At 71.4% G+C, this 14,838-nt stretch carries 12 protein-coding genes; 2 read left to right on the top strand and 10 right to left on the bottom strand.

Annotated elements, in window-relative coordinates; translation table 11 throughout:
* Window positions 1-74 precede the first annotated feature (74 nt).
* Window positions 75-1,640 (bottom strand): tRNA (N6-isopentenyl adenosine(37)-C2)-methylthiotransferase MiaB, encoded by a 1,566-nt coding sequence (miaB, locus tag L3K22_RS12960; RefSeq protein ID WP_263311738.1) that lies wholly within the window; start codon window positions 1,638-1,640, stop codon window positions 75-77.
* A 186-nt stretch (window positions 1,641-1,826) separates the two neighbouring features.
* Between miaB and L3K22_RS12955 the strand changes: the two genes are divergently transcribed.
* Together L3K22_RS12955 and L3K22_RS12950 are read left to right on the top strand one after the other, a co-directional pair.
* Window positions 1,827-2,840 (top strand): TAXI family TRAP transporter solute-binding subunit, encoded by a 1,014-nt coding sequence (locus L3K22_RS12955; RefSeq protein WP_263311737.1) that lies wholly within the window; start codon window positions 1,827-1,829, stop codon window positions 2,838-2,840.
* A 1-nt stretch (window position 2,841) separates the two neighbouring features.
* The gene (locus tag L3K22_RS12950; protein ID WP_263311736.1) at window positions 2,842-4,878 is read left to right on the top strand and encodes a TRAP transporter permease; all 2,037 of its coding nucleotides are present in this window, start codon (window positions 2,842-2,844) and stop codon (window positions 4,876-4,878) included.
* Between the two features lie 58 nt (window positions 4,879-4,936).
* Here the strand turns inward: L3K22_RS12950 and L3K22_RS12945 are convergent, their stop codons facing one another.
* From L3K22_RS12945 to dapA, 9 genes are all read right to left on the bottom strand, one after another.
* Window positions 4,937-5,698 carry a regulatory protein RecX gene (locus L3K22_RS12945; protein WP_263311735.1) on the bottom strand — a complete coding sequence of 254 codons (762 nt, stop codon included), beginning with the start codon at window positions 5,696-5,698 and terminating at the stop codon, window positions 4,937-4,939.
* Window positions 5,699-5,701: 3 nt separating this feature from the next.
* Window positions 5,702-6,820, bottom strand: a complete 1,119-nt coding sequence (gene recA / locus L3K22_RS12940) for a recombinase RecA (protein WP_263311734.1) — start codon at window positions 6,818-6,820, stop codon at window positions 5,702-5,704.
* A 268-nt stretch (window positions 6,821-7,088) separates the two neighbouring features.
* The gene (locus L3K22_RS12935; RefSeq protein ID WP_263311733.1) at window positions 7,089-7,313 is read right to left on the bottom strand and encodes a DUF3046 domain-containing protein; all 225 of its coding nucleotides are present in this window, start codon (window positions 7,311-7,313) and stop codon (window positions 7,089-7,091) included.
* A gap of 1 nt (window position 7,314) precedes the next feature.
* Window positions 7,315-7,620 carry a helix-turn-helix domain-containing protein gene (locus L3K22_RS12930; RefSeq protein WP_263311732.1) on the bottom strand — a complete coding sequence of 102 codons (306 nt, stop codon included), beginning with the start codon at window positions 7,618-7,620 and terminating at the stop codon, window positions 7,315-7,317.
* Between the two features lie 198 nt (window positions 7,621-7,818).
* Entirely contained in the window at window positions 7,819-8,325 is a 507-nt protein-coding gene (locus L3K22_RS12925; RefSeq protein ID WP_263311731.1) for a CinA family protein, read from the bottom strand.
* A complete protein-coding gene (gene pgsA, locus L3K22_RS12920; protein WP_263311730.1) occupies window positions 8,322-8,921 on the bottom strand; it encodes a CDP-diacylglycerol--glycerol-3-phosphate 3-phosphatidyltransferase in 600 nt (199 codons plus the stop codon). Before pgsA ends, L3K22_RS12925 begins: the two co-directional genes overlap by 4 nt.
* 56 nt (window positions 8,922-8,977) lie before the next feature.
* Window positions 8,978-11,914 carry an FtsK/SpoIIIE family DNA translocase gene (locus L3K22_RS12915; RefSeq protein ID WP_263311729.1) on the bottom strand — a complete coding sequence of 979 codons (2,937 nt, stop codon included), beginning with the start codon at window positions 11,912-11,914 and terminating at the stop codon, window positions 8,978-8,980.
* A gap of 148 nt (window positions 11,915-12,062) precedes the next feature.
* Window positions 12,063-13,757 carry a ribonuclease J gene (locus L3K22_RS12910; RefSeq protein WP_263311728.1) on the bottom strand — a complete coding sequence of 565 codons (1,695 nt, stop codon included), beginning with the start codon at window positions 13,755-13,757 and terminating at the stop codon, window positions 12,063-12,065.
* Between the two features lie 31 nt (window positions 13,758-13,788).
* Window positions 13,789-14,697: a 4-hydroxy-tetrahydrodipicolinate synthase gene (gene dapA, locus L3K22_RS12905; protein WP_263311727.1), complete on the bottom strand. Its 909-nt coding sequence runs from the start codon at window positions 14,695-14,697 to the stop codon at window positions 13,789-13,791.
* Window positions 14,698-14,838 lie beyond the last annotated feature (141 nt).

Here is a 14,838-nt window from a genome sequence, read left to right as displayed (position 1 = left end):
GCGAGCGATCGCGAGGGCCCCGGCTCGTCCCTGTGCGGAGGGTGCGGCCGACGACGGGACCTCGCGCCGACGGCTCAGCGGCGGCGCAGGCTCGGCATCCCGAGGGTGACTGGGCCGGCCGGTGCCGCTCCCTCGTGGCCGGTGCCGCAGGAGCCGCCTGCGTCCAGTCCCTGCACGCCCGCCTCCCAGGCATCGCCGGATCGGGTGCGGCGCACCGAGAAGCGCGGATCCCCCGCGCGCAGGGGCGTGCCCGCCTCGAGGGCGCTGTCGGCGATGAGGTAGTGCGGCGCGGCATGGGTGACCGTCGCGGTGACGAGGTCGCCGGGCCGCGGCCGCTGCGCCTCGGGCAGGTCCGTGGGCAGGGAGAAGTGCACCAGGCGGTGGTCGCGGGCGCGGCCGGAGAGCCGGCGGGTCTCGGCGTCGCGGTCCCCCTCCCCCTCGGCGACGAGGATCTCCACGCCGCGCCCCTCCTGGGCCAGGTTCTCCTCGTGCGCGATGCGGTCCTGGAGGGCGACGAGCCGCTCGAAGCGCTCCTGGACGACCTCCTTGGGGATCTGGTCCTCCATGGTCGCGGCGGGGGTGCCGGGGCGGATGGAGTACTGGAAGGTGAAGGCGCTGGAGAAGCGGGAGGCCTCGACCACCTCGAGGGTGCGCTGGAAGTCGTCCTCGGTCTCGCCGGGGAAGCCGACGATGATGTCGGTGGTGATCGCGGCCTCGGGGATCCGCTCCCGGACGCGGTCGAGGATGCCGAGGAACTTCTTGGAGCGGTAGGAGCGCTTCATCCGGCGCAGCACGTCGTCGGAGCCGGACTGCAGCGGCATGTGCAGCTGGGGCATGACGTTGTCCGTCTCGGCCATCGCGTCGATGACGTCGTCGGTGAACATCGCCGGGTGCGGGGAGGTGAAGCGCACCCGCTCGAGCCCCTCGACGTCGCCGCAGGCGCGCAGCAGCTTCGCGAAGGCGCCGCGGTCCCCGAACTCCACGCCGTAGGAGTTCACGTTCTGGCCCAGCAGGGTCACCTCGATCGCGCCGGAGTCGACCGCGTCGCGCACCTCGGCGAGGACGTCGCCGGGCCGGCGGTCCTTCTCCTTGCCGCGCAGGGAGGGGACGATGCAGAAGGTGCAGGTGTTGTTGCAGCCCACGGAGATCGACACCCACGCCGCGTAGGCGGACTCGCGCCGCGTGGGCAGCGTGGAGGGGAAGACGTCCAGGGACTCGAGGATCTCGACCTGGGCCTCCGCATTGTGGCGGGCGCGGTCCAGCAGCACCGGCAGCGAGCCGATGTTGTGGGTGCCGAAGACGACGTCGACCCACGGGGCGCGCTCGACGATCGCGGCGCGGTCCTTCTGCGCCAGGCAGCCGCCGACGGCGATCTGCATGCCCGGGTTCGCGTCCTTGCCGGGGCGGAGCCCTCCGAGAGTGCCGTACAGCTTGTTGTCCGCGTTCTCCCGCACCGCGCAGGTGTTGAACACGATCACGTCGACCTCGCCGCGGCGCGGGTCCGCTCCCGAAGGGGCGGCGCTGTAGCCGGAGTCCTCGAGCATGCCGGTGAGGCGCTCGGAATCGTGCACGTTCATCTGGCAGCCGAAGGTGCGCACCTGGTAGGTGCCGCGCTGCGGGGCGGGAGCGGTGAGAGGCATAGTGGTCCCAGGGTACGGCGCTCGGGGCGGGCGGGCCCTCAGGTCACAGGGCGGAAACGATCGCCGTGAAGTGACCGTCCCCACTCCGGATCCACCTAAGGTGATCATGACCTGCGGGGAAGCCGACGAGACACAGCTGTCCGCCCGGTGCTCGTTCCCCGGTGACGACCTTGACGAGGAGTAGACATGCGAATGCGACGACGCAGCTTTGCCGCCCTGGGCGCTTCGATCCTGGGAGCCGGTGTGCTCGCCGCCTGCGGCGACGACGGCGGGAGCGGCGGGGGCGAGGGCGGTGCACCCGCAGAGGGCGGCGAGGGCGACTTCGTCACCGACCTGACCTTCGGCACCGGCGGCACCGCCGGCGTGTACTACCCGCTCGGGGGCGAGTACGCGAGCATCTACCAGGACAACATCGAGGGCATCACCGTCAACTACACAGACTCCGGCGCCTCGGTGGAGAACATCGGGATGATCTTCCAGCAGGAGTGGCAGCTCGGGATCGCGCAGTCCGACACCGCGAACGCCGCGGTCACCGGCTCCGCCGACTTCGAGGGGGCGCAGGTCGACAACCTCGGCTGGATCGCCGCGCTCTATCCGGAGGCCGCGCACATGGTAACGCTGACCGAGGCCGGTTTCACGTCCGTGGCGGACCTCAAGGGCAAGCGCATCGCCGTGGGCGACGTCGGCTCGGGCACCCGTGCGGTCTCCGACGCGATCCTGGCCGCCTATGGGATCGCCGAGGGCGACTACGAGCCCTTCGAGCAGGACTTCTCCAGCTCGCTGGATCTCCTGCGCGACGGCAACATCGACGCCTCGATCTTCGTGGTGGGCACCCCGACCGGCTCGCTCGGCGACCTCTCCGCCACCAACGACGTCACGCTGCTCTCGCTCGAGGAGGACACGGCGCAGGAGATCGCCGACGGCTCCCTGTACGAGGTCTACACGATCGAGCCCGGCGCCTACGAGTTCGTCACCGAGCCGCTGACCACGCTGTCCGTCGCCGCGGCCCTGGTCGCGTCGACCACGCAGGTCAGCCCCGAGGTGGCCTACGAGATCACGGCGGCGACCTTCGAGTTCGCCGATCAGATCACTCTCCCGCAGAGCGAACTGATCACACACGACTACGCCCTGTTCGGCCAGGGGGACGTCCCCTTCCACCCCGGCGCCGAGAAGTACTACCAGGAGCAGGGGCTCCTCTGAGATGAGCACTGCCGACACGCCGTCCGCTCCTCGGCGCGAGGACTCCGCGCTCGACGCACCGTTCGATGCGGAGTCCGTGAAGGAGGCCGAGGAGCAGACGGAGGCGCTGCTGAGGGAGCACGACAGCGCGAGCCGCTTTCGCACCGGGCTCGGGGCCTGGGTGTGGATCGTGGGCGGTCTCTCGATCGCGCTGACGCTGTTCCACCTCTACACCGGGGTCTTCGGATCGCGCCCCTCCCTCATCCAGGGCGCGATCCACCTCGGCGGCGCGACCTCCATCATCTTTCTGCTCTACCCGATCAACAGGCGTGTGAGCCTGACCGACGGGGTGCCCTGGTACGACGCCGTCCTGGCGATCCTCTCCCTCGGCGCGAACCTGTACATCGTCATCGAGTACCGGCACCTGACCAGCAACCTGGTGCAGATCATGGGGTTCCGGGAGGTCGACTACATCGTCGCCGCCCTGGGGATCCTGCTGGTCCTGGAGGCCACGAGGCGCTGCGTGGGGCTGCCGATCGTGATCATCGCGTCCCTCGCGATCGCGTATTCGATCTTCGTGTACGGGATGAGCTGGCAGAACTACGCGGTCGGCACGTTCTTCACGGCGCGCTCGGGCGTGTTCGGCACCCCGATCCAGGTCTCCTCGACCTTCATCTTCCTGTTCCTGCTGTTCGCGGTGGTGCTGATCCGCACGAACATCGGCGCCTTCTTCAACGACCTCGCGTTCCGCGTCGCGGGGCGCTTCACCGGCGGTCCGGCCAAGGCCGCGGTCGCCGCCAGCGGTCTGCAGGGCATGATCTCCGGATCCTCGGTCGCCAACACGGTGGCCTCGGGGTCCTTCACGATCCCGATCATGAAGAAGGCCGGGTTCAAGCCGCACGTCGCCGGGGCCACCGAGGCCACCGCGTCCACCGGAGGCCAGTTCATGCCGCCGATCATGGGCGCGGCCGCGTTCATCATGGCGGAGTACACCGGCGTGCCCTATGCGGAGATCATCGTCATCGCGATCATCCCCGCGCTGCTGTACTTCCTCGGCGTCATGCTCTCTGTCCACTTCGATGCCAAGCGCAACGGGCTCGGCGGTCTGCCCGCGTCGATGCTCCCGTCCTGGAAGTCGCTTGCGAAACGGGCGGACCTGATCATTCCGCTGGTGATCATCGTGTGGATGATGCTGGACGGCTTCTCCCCGGCCCGTGCGGCGCTGTGGGGCATCGGCGCGGCCTTCGTGCTGAGTTTCCTGAGGAAGTCGACCAGGCTGGGCTTCGTCGGGATCGTGAAGATGCTGGAGGCGGGCGCTCGCACTGCACTGCCGGTGATCGCCGCCTGCGCCACGGCGGGAATCGTCGCCGGCACCGTGACCAGCACGGGGCTGGGCAGCCGCCTCGGCGGTTCGATCATCGACATCGCCCAGGGCAGCTTCCTGCTGGTGCTGCTGATGACGATGATCGTCTGCGTGATCCTGGGCATGGGTCTGCCGACGACGGCGAACTACGTGGTCACCGCGACCATCGCGGCGCCGATCCTGATCAACAACTTCGAGGTGCCGGTGATCGCGGCGCACATGTTCGTGTTCTTCTTCGGCATCCTCGCCGACATCACTCCGCCGGTGTGCCTCGCGGCCTATGCCGGTGCAGGGATCGCAGGTGCGAATCCGATGAAGACCGGGGTCACGGCGGTCAAGCTGGCGATCGCGGCGTTCCTGATCCCCTTCGTGTTCGTCCTGGAGCCGTCCCTGCTGCTCCAGGGAACGATCGCCGAGCTGGTCCCGGCGCTGGCCACCCTGGTCCTGGGGATGATGGTGATCGCGGCCGGGCTCGCGGGGTACTTCTTCGGGCGGACCAGCGCCCTGGAGCGGGCTCTGCTCCTCATCGGCGGCGTGCTGATGGTCTATCCGCACGTGGTCGTCTCCGTGGCGGGCCTCGTGCTCGCGGTGATCGCCGTGGTCCTGCAGCTCATCAGGCGCCGCGGATCCCGCGGTGACAGCCCCTCGGTGGCTGATCGGGAGGACGCCTCCGACGGGGCGGCCTCGACGGGCTGAGACGGGCTGATCCGGGCCCACGTCCTGCGCGGCGGCGCGCCGTGCGGCGCCCGCCTGCTCAGGCGGCGGGGTCCTCGGCCGCGGCGCGCAGCTCGCCCGCGATCACGTGGACGGCGAGGTCGCCGGGGTAGCCCTTGCGGGTCAGGAGCGCGTCGAGTCGGCGCGAGAGCCTCCGGCGGTGGCTGCCGTCGCGCTCCTCGCGCAGCCGTTCCCGGTCGCGGTGGTCGAGGCGGGAGCGGATCAGCTCGCGGCAGCGCTGCTCTTCGTCGCTCTGCCCGTCCGCGAGAGCGGCCTCGATCAGCTCGGCGTCGACGCGCCGGGCCCCGAGCTCGCGGCGCAGCGCCTCGTCGCCGAGGGCGCGCAACGAGCGGCGCTGCTGGACCCACTCGCGGGCGAAGGCGGCGTCGTCGATCAGGTCGGCGCGGGCGATGCGGGCCATCGTCTCGTGGGCGATGTCCGCGGGGACCTCCCGCTCGGCGAGCCGCTGACGCATCTCCCCCTCGGAGCGACGCCGCGTGGACAGCAGGCGCATCAGGTACCGGCACTCGTGCACGACCTGCTTCTCCCGCGCGCGCTCCTCCTCGCTCTGTTCGACACGCGGCCGCTCGAGGATCTCCCGGGTGCGGGTGGCGAGCTGCTCGGTCACCTGCTGCGCGGGGCTCGTGCGCCGGGCAGGGGCCGCCCCTGGGGAGCTCTGCCGCGGGGAGGCGGTCGCGGACCGGTCCGCGTGCGGTGCTGTGTCCGGGGGCCGCGCAGGGACGTCGTCGGCGCCGACGACCTGCTGGTCGCCGGCGCCGCCGGGGTGGTGCCGAGGAGTCATCGCTCAGATGGTGGCGGGGACGTCCTCGTCGAGGAACTCGTCCTCGCCCAGCACGTCCTCGGCTCCGATCTCGGTCTCGGGGGCGGACTGCTCTGCGGCGTACTTGCCGACTCCGAGGGTGCGCAGGATCTTCTCCTCGATCTCCGCGGCGAGGTCCGGGTTGTCCTTGAGGAACTGGCGGGAGTTCTCCTTGCCCTGCCCCAGCTGGTCGCCCTCGTAGGTGAACCAGGCGCCGGATTTGCGGACCACGCCGTGCTCCACGCCGAGATCGATCAGGCCGCCCTCGCGGGAGATGCCCTCGCCGTAGAGGATGTCGAACTCGGCCTGCTTGAAGGGCGGGGCCATCTTGTTCTTGACGACCTTGACGCGGGTGCGGTTGCCGACGGCGTCGGAGCCGGACTTCAGGGTCTCGATGCGGCGGATGTCCATGCGGACCGAGGCGTAGAACTTCAGCGCCTTGCCGCCGGTGGTGGTCTCGGGGCTGCCGAAGAAGACGCCGATCTTCTCGCGCAGCTGGTTGATGAAGATCGCGGTGGTGCCCGAGGAGGACAGCGCGCCGGTGAGCTTGCGCAGCGCCTGCGACATGAGGCGGGCCTGGAGGCCGACGTGGGAGTCGCCCATCTCGCCCTCGATCTCGGCCTTGGGCACGAGCGCGGCGACGGAGTCGACCACGACGATGTCCAGTGCGCCGGAGCGGATCAGCATGTCGGTGATCTCGAGGGCCTGCTCGCCGGTGTCCGGCTGGGAGACCAGCAGGGCGTCGGTGTCCACGCCGAGCTTCTTGGCGTACTCGGGGTCCAGCGCGTGCTCGGCGTCGATGAACGCGGCGATGCCGCCGTTGCGCTGCGCGTTGGCGACCGCGTGGAGAGCGACGGTGGTCTTGCCCGAGGACTCCGGACCGTAGATCTCGACGATGCGGCCGCGGGGCAGGCCGCCGACCCCGAGGGCGGCGTCCAGCGCGACAGATCCGGTGGGGATGACCTCGACGGGCGGGCGGGTGTCGTCGCCGAGCCGCATGATCGATCCCTTGCCGAACTGGCGGTCGATCTGGGCGAGGGCGTTGTCGAGGGAGGAGCCGCGATCCTTCGCGGTGGACTTGGGGGCGGACTTCGATGCAGCCATGGGGTGTTCCTTCCTGAGGGCCGGGTGGGCCGACGTGGTGACCTTGCGGCCACAGTAGGCGCCGACCCCGACATTCGCCGTTGCCCCGGTGCCCCTGTGGATGACGGGGCGCTGGGGAGGAGAGGTGCTGAGGCGGGCACGATGCCCGGGGACCGACGGACACAGACTACCGAACAGACGTTCGAACTCAAGTCGGCCGCGGGCGTGTCGCGCCGCGTGTTCCGCAGCGATCCTGCGGGGCCGGCGGCGGCGCCGGCCCCGGGGGACGTCAGCGTCGTCGCTGCTCGACAGGGATCTCCCAGCGGGCGGACTCGGGGACCTCCATCGCCTCGCACAGCGCGGTCCACACCGCACGCACGGCGACCCCGCGCTCGAGTGCCTCGGCGGCGGTCAGGCCGCCGACCTCCTCGAGCACGAGGTCGTGGGTGTAGGTGCGGGCCAGCGTCGAGCCGAACACGTGATCGGCCAGCTCCGCGAACTCGCTGCGGCGCACCTCAGCTGGCGCCGACCAGCGGCGCGGTGCCGTCGGCGAGCCCCTCGGGGACCGTGTCCGGGATCGTCACGCGCTCGGCGACCGCGATGCGATCGGAGACCTCGCGCAGGACGAAGGACAGCGGGAGACCGAGGGCGTCGGTCACGGAGACGAGCAGCTCGCTGGAGGCCTCCTTCTGCCCGCGCTCGATCTCGCTGAGATAGCCCAGCGAGACGCGCGCGTCGGAGGACACCTGCCGCAGCGTGCGGCCCTGGGCACGGCGCGCATCGCGCAGCACGTCCCCCAGCTCCTGGCGGTACAGGATCATGGACCTTCCTCCCTTCCTCTGACTCTGGATGAACTTCTCATGCACCTCTGGGATGCGGTACGTCGTCGTCATCACGTAGAGCCCAACGCGTCCTCCCGCGAGGGTGTTCCCCAGAGTGTAGTGGGCCACGTCCGAGGGTTCGCTGAAGATGTGCACGGTGGACGTCGGGGAGGAGAGGACCGCGTCGTCCCCGGCTGATCAGGACTCGGACGGATCGGCGAGCTCGACGGCGAGCTCGTCGAGGGCCGCCTGGACGGCGAGGGCCCGGATCTCGGCTCTCCCGCCGCAGAGACGGACCTCACGGGTGCGGGCGGGACCGCCGCGTCGGGCGATCCCGAGGTGCACCGTGCCCTCCGGCACACCCCGCGCGTCGGGGCCGGGGCCGGCCACTCCGGTCGTGGACACGGCGAGGTCGGCGTCGTACAGCCGCTGCGCGCCCTCGGCCATCGCGGCGGCGACCTGCGCGGTCACCGCGCCGGTGCGCTCGAGCAGCCCGGCGTCCACGCCGAGCACTCGGCTCTTCGCCGCGTAGGAGTAGCAGGCCGCTCCCCCGGCGACGACATCGCTCGCACCGGGCACGTCGACCAGTCGGGCCACGACCGCGCCGGCCGTGAGCGACTCGGCGGTCGCGAGGGACCAGCCGCGCTCGCGCGCCGCGTCGATCACCGCGGCGGCGTCGATCACCGCGGCGGGGGTCCCGCTCATGCCTGCGCGGTCCCCGCCGAGAGCGCCTCACGGCGCAGGCGCAGGCCGTCCTTGAGGTTCACCAGGCCGGACCACACGGTCAGCACCACGGCCAGCAGCACCAGGGCCAGGCCGATCCAGCGCGCCGGGGACCACCACAGCTCGAAGGGGATGAGGCAGAAGGTGATCGCGATGGACTGCACCATCGTCTTCGCCTTGCCGGCCATGTTCGCCGGCAGCGCCCCGTACTTCAGGATGGTGAAGCGCATGACGGTGATGCCGATCTCGCGCACCAGGATCAGCACGGTCATCCACCAGGGGACGTACTCCCACACGGAGAGCATGATCAGCGCCGCGCCCGTGATCGCCTTGTCCGCGATCGGGTCCATGATCTTGCCGAAGTCGGTGATCAGGTTGCGGCTGCGGGCGAGGTGCCCGTCGACGAAGTCGGTGATCATCGCCAGGACGAACACCGCGGCGACGAGCAGACGCCCGCCGACCGAGTCGGGATAGAGGATCGCGAGCACCACCAGCAGCGGCACCATGACGCAGCGCAGCATGGTGAGGATGTTGGCGATGTTCCACAGCGGGACCTCGGCCTCGGGCTTCGTGGTCATCGGTGCTCCTGGGGTGCGGCGGGACGGGATACGAGGGCGGGACGGGGGCGGGACGCTCAGCGGCCGGTGAGGCTCCAGGCGTCCTCGCTCTCCTCGTCGTCCTCGTCGTAGTAGTCGACGGCGGGCTCGGTGCCGTCGTCGGCGAGCGGGTCGCTGCCGTACCGGTCGGCGCTCCCCTCGCCCACGGGCTCGGTCGGCTCGGGGTCGAGGTCGACGGCCTGGTCGGCGCCGTAGGGCTCGTCGCCCTCCCCGCTCGGGGCCTCCTCCCCGCGGATGCGGGCGATTGCGGTGCCGAGCTCGTCGGGGTGGACGAGCACGTCGCGGGCCTTCGAGCCCTCGGAGGGGCCGACGATCTCGCGGGACTCGAGCAGGTCCATCAGCCGGCCCGCCTTCGCGAAGCCGACGCGCAGCTTGCGCTGCAGCATGGAGGTCGAGCCGAACTGCGTGGTGACCACGAGCTCCGCGGCCTGCAGCAGCACCTCGAGATCGTCACCGATGTCGTCGTCGATCTGCTTCTTCTCCGCGACGACGGTGACGTCCTCGCGGTAGTTCGGCGTCATCTGCGTCTTGACGTGGTCGACGACCTTGTGGATCTCCGACTCGTTGACCCAGGCGCCCTGGACGCGCATCGGCTTCGCCTTGCCCATCGGGTGGAACAGGGCGTCACCCTGGCCGATGAGCTTCTCCGCACCGGGCGTGTCGAGGATGACGCGGGAGTCCTGCAGGGAGGAGGTCGAGAAGGCGAGGCGGCTGGGCACGTTCGCCTTGATGATGCCGGTGACGACGTCGACCGACGGGCGCTGCGTGGCGAGGATCAGGTGGATCCCCGCGGCACGGGCGAGCTGGGTGATGCGCTGGATCGAGGCCTCGACGTCGCGGGGGGCGACCATCATGAGGTCCGCGAGCTCGTCGACGACCACCAGCAGGTACGGGTAGGGGGCCAGGCGCCGCTCGCTGCCGGCGGGGACCTGCACCTCCCCGGCGCGCACTGCCTTGTTGAAGTCGTCGATGTGCTTGAACCCGAAGGCGGCGAGGTCGTCGTAGCGGGCGTCCATCTCCTTGACGACCCACTCGAGCGCCTCGGCGGCCTTCTTCGGGTTGGTGATGATCGGGGTGATCAGGTGCGGGATGCCCTCGTAGATGGTGAGCTCCACGCGCTTGGGGTCCACCAGCACCATCCGCACCTCCTCCGGGGTGGCGCGCATGAGGATCGAGGTGATCATCGAGTTGACGAAGCTGGACTTGCCGGCGCCGGTGGCGCCCGCGACCAGCAGGTGCGGCATCTTGGCGAGGTTCGCGACGACGAACCCGCCCTCGACGTCCTTGCCCACGCCCATCACCAGCGGGTGCTCGTTGCGGCGGGCGACCTGGCTGCGCAGCACGTCGCCGAGCGCGACGGTCTCGCGGTCGGTGTTGGGGATCTCGATGCCGATCGCCTTCTTGCCGGGGATCGGCGAGAGGATGCGCACGTCCGAGCTCGCGACGGCGTAGGCGATGTTCTTGTCCAGCGCCGTGACCTTCTCGACCTTGGTGCCGGGCTCGAGCTCGACCTCGTAGCGGGTGACCGTCGGGCCGCGGGAGAAGCCCACCACCTCGGCGGCGACCTTGAACTGCTCGAAGACCTCCTCGAGCGCCCTGACCACCTGGTCGTTGGCCTCGGAGCGGGACTTGTGCGGGGGGCCCTCGAGCAGGAAGGAGGACTCCGGCAGGGTGTAGACCACGTCGCCGGCGAGCTCGAGCTGCTCGCCCGCGCGGGGCAGGTCGCCCATCGGCGGATGCACCAGCTCCGCGGCGTCCTCGGTCTTCTCCGGGGCCGCCGCCGCGGCGGCCGGCACCTTCTTCGCGGGCACGGGGGTGGTGCGGTCCCCGCCGCGGGCCCCCTTGGCGGGCAGCGCCGCGGTGGGCGCCTCGTCGCCGGTGGGGAAGGTCTTGGCGCGCTGGTTCTCGTCCTCGACCACGTCGAAGACCTCGGTCGCGTCCTCCCGGGCGCCGCGGCGGGGGCCGGCGGGACCGGTCTTCGCGGACTTCGCGCCCTTGCCGGCGCGACCCGGCTTCTTCGCGCCGGGTCGGCCCTCCTCGGCCACGCCCTGCTCGAAGGCCTCGTCGCCGACGTAGCCGAACGCCTCGTGGTCCCGCTCGGCCTCCGCGGCCTCCGCCTTCTCCTTGCGGGTGCGGCGACGGGTGCGGACGGCGGGCTGGGCCGCGGTCTCCTGCTCGTGCACGGCCGGGTCGACGCGGCGCGGACGCAGGCCGAAGGCGATGCGCTCCTCGTCCTCCTCCTCGCTGCGGCCGACCATCACGTCGTACACGCCGCGCAGGCGGGAGGGGATCGACTCGACCGGCGTCGCGGTGAGCACGAGGATGCCGAAGGCGATCAGGGCGGAGTGGATGATCACGACGGCCAGCGGCGGCAGCAGCGCCTCGAGCGGCGCGGCCGCGAGATAGCCGAGCACGCCGCCGCCGCGGGCGAGGGCGTCGATGCCGTCGGCCGGGGCGGGCAGGCGCGCCGAGACCGAGGCGATGGCGGAGATCGCGGTGAGCAGCACGGCGATCCCGATCGAGATGCGGGTGTTGGCGCGCACCTGGTCGGGGCGGCGGAACATGCGCATCGACCAGCCGGCGGCCAGCAGCGGGATCACCATTGAGGAGATCCCGAAGGTGCCGGCGACCACGGTGTGCACGGCGCCGAGCACGGGGCCGCTGGACTGCCACCACTCGACCACGGCGACGAGCACCGCGATGAGCATCAGCAACAGCGCGTAGCCGTCGCGCCGCTGCTCGGGCTCGACCTCCCAGCGCTGCACCCCGATGCCGCGGACCATGCCGCCGACCATGCGGGCGATCGCCAGATAGCCGGAGCGCACTGCGCGCACCGGCAGAGGGAGCGTCGAGGGGTCGTTCGCCGCGGCTCCGCGGGTCCGGGAGCTGCCGGAGGCCGAGGAGCGGGACGAGCCTTTCGACGCACGTGCGGGGGAAGACGTACGTGTCGCCATGGTCCCGATGGTACATTCCGGCCCCCGCTCGGCCCGGGAGGCGACCCGCGCGATCCGGTCCCGCGGGGTGCGGATCCCGCCGCCGACAGGGGTTCCGCCCCCGGCGCGCGCCGCGGGCACGTGTCCGGCTCGGCGGGAGGCGGGAGGCTCAGGCCTCGACGACCACCGGGATGATCATGGGGCGCCGGCGCAGCCGCTGGCCGACGTAGCGGCCGACGACCCGCCGCATGACCTGCTGCAGCTGGTACGTGTCGCGGCGGTCGGCCTGGTCGGCGACCGCCTGCTCGAGTGCCTTGACGATGTCGGGCCGGAGCCGGTCGAAGACCGCGTCGTCCTCGGCGACGCCGCGGGCGTGGATCTCGGGTCCCGCGATCAGCGCCCCGGTCTCGGAGTTCACGACCGCGAACAGGGAGATGAACCCCTCGTCGCCGAGGATGCGGCGGTCCTTGAGGTCGGCCTCGGAGATCTCGCCGACGCTCGAGCCGTCCACGTACACGTAACCGTTGGGGATCTCCCCGACCACCTCGGCGATCCCGTCCTTCAGGTCCACGACCTGGCCGTCGCGGGCGAGGACCACGCGCTCGCGCGGCACGCCGGTGGCCTCGGCGATGCGGCCGTTGGCGATGAGGTGGCGGACCTCGCCGTGGATCGGCATGACGTTCCTCGGCCGCACGATGTTGTAGCAGTACAGCAGCTCGCCCTCGCTGGCGTGCCCGGAGGTGTGGACCTTGGCGCTGCCCTTGTGGACCACCTCGGCGCCGAGCGCCACGAGACCGTTGACCACGCGGAAGACCGCGTTCTCGTTGCCGGGGATGAGGGAGGAGGCGAGAATGACCACGTCGCCGGGGCCGACGGAGACGCGGTGGTCGCGGTTCGCGATCCGGCCCAGCGCCGCCATCGGCTCGCCCTGGCTGCCGGTGCACATCAGCACCACCTGCTCGTCGGGCAGGGAGTCGATCCGCTTGACGTCGACGAGCGTGTCCTCGGGGACGCGGAGGTAGCCCATCTCCGCGGCGATGCCCATGTTCCGCACCATCGAGCGGCCCACGAAGGCGACCTTCCGCCCGTGCGCCGCGGCGGCGTCGAGCACCTGCTGGACGCGGTGGACGTGGCTGGAGAAGGAGGCCACGACGATCTTCTGGCGTGCGCGGGCGAAGATCCCCTCCAGCACCGGACCGATCTCCTGCTCGCCGACGGTGAAGCCGGGGACCTCGGCGTTGGTGGAGTCGGTCATGAACAGGTCCACCCCGGCCTCGCCGAGGCGGGCGAAGGCGCGCAGGTCGGTGATCCGGCCGTCGAGCGGGAGCTGGTCCATCTTGAAGTCGCCGGTGTGCAGGACGGTCCCGGCTGGGGTGCTCACGTGCACCGCGAGCGCGTCGGGGATCGAGTGGTTCACGGCCACGAACTCGCACTCGAAGGGGCCGAAGCTCTCGGTCTGTCCCTCCGCGACGGCGAGGGTGAAGGGACGGATGCGGTGCTCGCGCAGCTTCGCCTCGATGAAGGCGAGGGTCAGCTGGCTTCCCACCAGCGGGATGTCGGGCTTGCGCCGCAGCAGGTAGGGCACGGCGCCGATGTGGTCCTCGTGCCCGTGGGTGAGCACGATCGCGGCGACGTCGTCGAGCCGGTTCTCGAGCATGTCGAAGTCCGGCAGGATCAGGTCCACGCCGGGCTGGGACTCCTCGGGGAAGAGCACCCCGCAGTCGACGATCAGCAGGCGGCCCTCGTACTCGAGGACGGTCATGTTGCGGCCCACGTCGCCGAGGCCGCCCAGCGGCGTGATCCGCAGCGTGCCCGGGGCGAGCTCGGGCGGTGCGGGGAGACGGTCGGTGAAGGCGGCGGTCATCGGGGTCTCCTCGGCACTCGGGCGGATCGGGTCAGAGCAGGCCGGCGGCGTCCAGCGCGGCGGAGAGCTCGCGCAGCTGGGTGGCGTCGGCGGGCAGGTGCGGCCCGCGCATCGCGGCGTGCGGCAGCACGCCCTGCAGGTGCAGCGCGGCCTTCGCGGCGACAGCTCCGGGCATCCGGTTCATGACCGCCTCGACCACGGGCACCAGCCGGCGATGGGCCTGGAGGGCGGCGGGCAGGTCGGAGCGGTCCACCGCCTCGACCATCTCCCGCTCGATGTCGCCGGCGATCTGGCTGACCACGGAGACCATGCCGGCCGCGCCGAGCGTCAGCCAGGGCAGGTTCAGCGCGTCCTCGCCGGAGTAGTAGACGAGGTCGGTCTGCGCCATGACGAGCGAGGCCTGCTGGAGGTCGGCCTTGGCGTCCTTCACCGCGACGATGCGCGGGTTCTCCGCCAGGCGCAGCAGGGTCTCCAGCGCCAGCGGGATCCCGGCGCGGCCGGGGATGTCGTAGAGCATCACCGGCAGGTCGGTGGAGTCCGCGATCGCGGTGGTGTGCGAGACGACCCCGGCCTGGGAGGGCTTGGAGTAGTAGGGCGTGACCACGAGCAGCCCGTCGACGCCGACCTCGGCGTGCGCGCGGGCGAGGTCGATCGAGTGGGCGGTGTCGTAGGTGCCGACGCCGGCGACCACGGTCGCCTCGTCGCCGACGGCCTCGACCACGGCGCGGGCCAGGTCGATCTTCTCGACGTCGGTGAGGGTGGGCGCCTCCCCCGTCGTGCCGGAGACGACGACGAGGTCGTGGCCGTGCTCGACGACGTGGGCGGCGAGCGACTGGGCCGCGTCGAGGTCGACGCGGTGGCCGTCCGCGCTCAGCGGGGTGACCATCGCGGTCCCCACCGCGCCGAACGGTCGCGCAGGGCGCTGGTCGGTGCTGCTCATGGTCTCCTCCAGGGGAAGTGCTGCTGCCCGGATCCTAGTGCAGGGGCGGGCCGTGCCCCGTGCCGTCCCGGCACGCGGCGGGTCCGTCGGCGCCGTGCCGCGGCGGGCTCCGACGGCGCGGCCGGCGGCGGCGGGGCGAGG

This window comes from Brachybacterium atlanticum, from assembly GCF_025669985.1.
Classification (GTDB): domain Bacteria; phylum Actinomycetota; class Actinomycetes; order Actinomycetales; family Dermabacteraceae; genus Brachybacterium; species Brachybacterium conglomeratum.
This window is presented reverse-complemented; position numbering and strand designations above follow the sequence as displayed.